Origin of the sequence: Streptosporangium sp. NPDC005286 (genome assembly GCF_040607515.1) — a bacterium.
Lineage (GTDB): Bacteria > Actinomycetota > Actinomycetes > Streptosporangiales > Streptosporangiaceae > Streptosporangium.
This window is the reverse complement of sequence record NZ_JBEXGU010000343.1, coordinates 1-3,664: the sequence shown is the minus strand read 5'-3', so window position 1 is coordinate 3,664 and position 3,664 is coordinate 1. Positions and strand designations below refer to the sequence as shown.

Annotated in this window: 3 protein-coding genes; 1 reads left to right on the top strand and 2 read right to left on the bottom strand. The window is 71.2% G+C overall.

Annotated elements, in window-relative coordinates; translation table 11 throughout:
* Window positions 1–1,373 (bottom strand): BTAD domain-containing putative transcriptional regulator (locus tag ABZU75_RS45765; RefSeq protein ID WP_355569644.1); only part of this gene is annotated, 1,373 nt, incomplete at its 3' end.
* A gap of 235 nt (window positions 1,374–1,608) precedes the next feature.
* Here ABZU75_RS45765 and ABZU75_RS45760 point away from each other — a divergent pair.
* Complete coding sequence (locus tag ABZU75_RS45760; protein ID WP_355569641.1) at window positions 1,609–2,565, top strand: M23 family metallopeptidase; 957 nt, start codon at window positions 1,609–1,611, stop codon at window positions 2,563–2,565.
* Between the two features lie 84 nt (window positions 2,566–2,649).
* Here ABZU75_RS45760 and ABZU75_RS45755 read toward each other — a convergent pair whose 3' ends face one another.
* Window positions 2,650–3,534: a hypothetical protein gene (locus ABZU75_RS45755; protein ID WP_355569638.1), complete on the bottom strand. Its 885-nt coding sequence runs from the start codon at window positions 3,532–3,534 to the stop codon at window positions 2,650–2,652.
* Window positions 3,535–3,664 lie beyond the last annotated feature (130 nt).

Sequence of the window (3,664 nt, the reverse complement as noted above, 5' to 3'; positions counted from 1 at the left end):
GCCAGCGGCAGGTGGCAGCAGGCCGTCAGGATCGCCGAGGCGGCCTCCCTCTCCTGTTCCAGCCGCTCGGGCCCGACGATCGCGGCCAGGAGGTCCTCTGCCTCCCGCGGCGACAGGACGTCCAGTTCAAGCTGGAGCGCCCCGGGCAGTTCGGTGATCCTCCGCCGGCTTGTCACGAGCACCGCGCAGCCGTTGCCCGGCAGCAGCGGCCGTACCTGGGCGGCGCCTGCGGCGTCGTCGAGGAAGACGAGCATCGGGCGCTCGGCCAGCAGGGACCGGTAGAGCGCGGCCCGTTCGCGTTCGGTGCCCGGCAGGTCCGCCGCATCGGCGCCCAGCGCCCGCAGTGCCTCGGCCAGCAGCTCACCGGGGTCCGCGGGCACCGGGTCGGTCCCACGGAGATCGAGGTAGAGCTGCCCTGCCGGATATCCGGCCCGTACGGCATGCGCGCAGTGCACGGCCAGCGCCGACTTGCCCACACCCGGTGCCCCCGTGACCACGATGATCGAAGGTGGTCCGGCCGGCGGGCGCTCCGCGAAGGTCAGCGCCCGCGTGAGGAGGACGACGCTCTCGGCCCTGCCGGTGAAGTCCGGCACGTCAGGGGGGAGTTGCCGGGGAGCGGCGAGAGCCGGAGGGTGGCCCGGCACGACCACGGTGGGCAGGGGTTCTCCCGCCAGGATGGCCGAGTGCGCCCGGCGCAGATCCGCGCCGGGTTCGACGCCGAGCTCGGTGACCAGCTGCCGCCTGACCGTGGTGTAGGTGTGCAGGGCCTCGGCCTGCCTGCCACTCCGGTGCAGGGCGAGCATCAGCTGCCGCCAGAGGTCCTCGCGGAAGGGATGCTCCTTCAGCAGCCCGCGCAGCTCACCGATCGCGCCTGCGTGGTCACCCCGCTCCAGTCTCAGGGCGACCAGTTCCTCGGCGGCGCCGAGCCGTGCCTCCGCCAGCGACTGCAGGCGGCCGTCCCAGAGCGGGCTGCCCGGCAGCTCGGCGAGCGGTGTTCCGCGCCACAGCGCGAGCGCCCGGCGGAGCCGGTCGAAGGCCTCGTCCGTACGGCCCGCCGCGCGCGCCCTGGCGAGCAGGTCCTCAAAAAGCAGCACGTCGAGCTGCTCGGGTGCCAGCTCGATCACGTAGCCGGGCGGACGGGCCTGGATCCGCGCGCCGGCCGCCGCCAGCACGCCCCGGAGCGAGCTCACGTAGGTGCGGAGGTTCGCCTGGGCGGACCGTGGCCGCTGCCGGGGCCACAGCACCTCGACGAGGAGGTCCGCGCCGACCACGCGGTCCGCGTTGAGCAGCAGCGACGCCAGCAGGATCCTGGGCTTCGTACCGGCGATGCGGAGAGACCGTCCCGAGCTCCGGACTTCGAGGGTACCGAGCACGTTAAACGTAGGTTGATCGACCACCATGACCGCATTCACTCCTCTTGTGGAGGCGCTGCAACCATTCATCGGGCTGTGTTGTACGGGTCGGATAGGCCTTTATATCGATTTTGGATGATTTTTGTATCGCTAATCCGGACCCTGGACCCCGGCAAGAGCCTTTCGGAGAGAACTAACAGACAGTGCACGGCACCGGTCAGGGCTCGGCCCGCCGTGCCTGCGGGAAAGGATCCGCATGAGACTCAACGGGGTACTCACGGCGGGGTTCGCCCTGCTACTCGGTCTCGCCGGCGGCGCCGTCACGGCACCGGCCGCCGGCGCGGCGGCACTGGGGGACCCGGCGCCGGCCAACAGCGCGGCGGACCCCGCGCAGAGCGACGAGATGAGCATCCTGGCGACCAACTTCCAGCTGCCCTTCCCCTGCGGACAGGCTTGGACGGGCAACTCCAGCGCCAGCAGCGCGCACCAGTCATGGGAGATCGACTTCAACCGGGGCAGTACCGCCGACGCCGACCTGGGCGACACCGTGGTCGCCGCGGCGGCGGGCACGGTCTCCATCTCCGCCCACCAGGGATCGACCAACGGCTTCGGGAACCTGGTCAAGATCGACCACGGCAGCGGCTGGTCCACCTACTACGCGCACCTGAACTCGCGCTCGGTGAGCGCGGGTGCCACGGTCTCCCAGGGCCAGAAGATCGGCACGGTCGGCAACACCAGCAAGCCCGGTAACAACATCTCGCCCCACCTGCACTACGAGGTCCGGCTGGGCACCAGCTACCCGTCCAACATTCAAAAGGCCGTCTTCAACGGGTCCACGTTCGGCTACCCCGCCCAGACGGTGACCTCCAAGAACTGCGGCGGTTCCACCAACCCGTACACCCCGCAGGAGGTGTGCGGTTCCGGCTACGACGTGATCGACTCCGCGGCACTGGGGTCGGCGGGCACCGTCTACCTGCTCTACAACGGCTCCAACGGCTACAACTGCGTGACCACGATCAAGAGCAGTTCCATCGGCACCGCGACGGCCACCAGCGCCTACCTGGAGGTGCAGGGCAGCACCCGCGTCACCGACTCGGGCAACTTCGCCTACTACGCCGGCCCGATACGCGCCTCCGGAGCCGGCAAGTGCGTCAAGTGGGGCGGCAAGGCGGGCTCCACCGGCTACGACAGCCCCTTCGAACACTGCGGCTAGATCCGTCGCGGACGTGACGGGGAAGCGGGGCCGTGCTGACCGGGGCCGGCCCCGCTTCCGGTTTCGCGGCTCGCGATCGCCAGGTCAGATCCTGGCGTTCCGACGCAGGATGTCGATGGCGCGGACCGTGGTGTGGCCGCGCCAGTCGAGGGAGCCCGCAGGCGAGATCCTGGCGTAGTCGACGGTCCAGCCGCCGTCCTCCTGTTGCAGACCGGCCAGGCGGTCGAGGTCGGCGGAGATCACCTCGGGGGCGAACAACTCCCGCGCCGGCCCGCCGGGGTAGGGGGCGAAGTCGAGCGGATGCAGCGTCTCCTCCTCGGTGCCGCCCTCGACGTGCACCCGGCCGTCGGCGGGAAGGTGCCTGCCGAGGCGGCGCAGGAGACCGGCCGCCTCGGGCAGGCGATCGTGCACGACGTCCAGGAACCGCACCGCGAAGGCCAGCACGTACGCGGAGGGCGCCTCGACCGCCTCGATCTCGGTCAGGCAGTACCTGGTGGCCCGCTCCAGCCAGGAATGGGCGGCCACGGCGGGATCGTGGACGGCGACGCGGTGCGCGACGGCGGCGGACACCGCGGTGATCTGCAACGACGACACCGAGGGGTCGGCATCCCGCCACCAGGGGGCGCAACCGGCGGTGCCGGTCAGCGGCAACACGAACGGCAGGCCCCCGTCGGGCAGGGACACCGACTCCAGCCAGTCGCACAGCGCCACGGCCCGCGACGTGGTGGCAGGGGCGATGTCCTCGAACACCTCGAAGGCGTGCGCCGCGGCCCCGGTCTGGCTCTCGCTGGAGCGCAGGTCGGGCTCCAGGCCCCAGCCGTAGCCGCCGTCGGGGTTGCGATAGCCGTCCAGGGCGGCCAGCACGGCGGCGGGGTCCTCCTGGCCCATCAGCACCTCGAAACGGCGGCGGTCCAGGACACGCGCGTGCGTGGCCATGAAGGCGTCCGCCGCGGCAAGGTCGACGTTCATCGGTTACCTCCAGCGTGGAGACCCCCGCCTTCAGGCGGGGGAGGAAACGCGGCACGGTGCCGCGTTTCTGAATGGGTTGCGTAGCCGTAGCCGTCCGCTCTCTGGAGCATGCGAACGTGGCGGTGGCCGA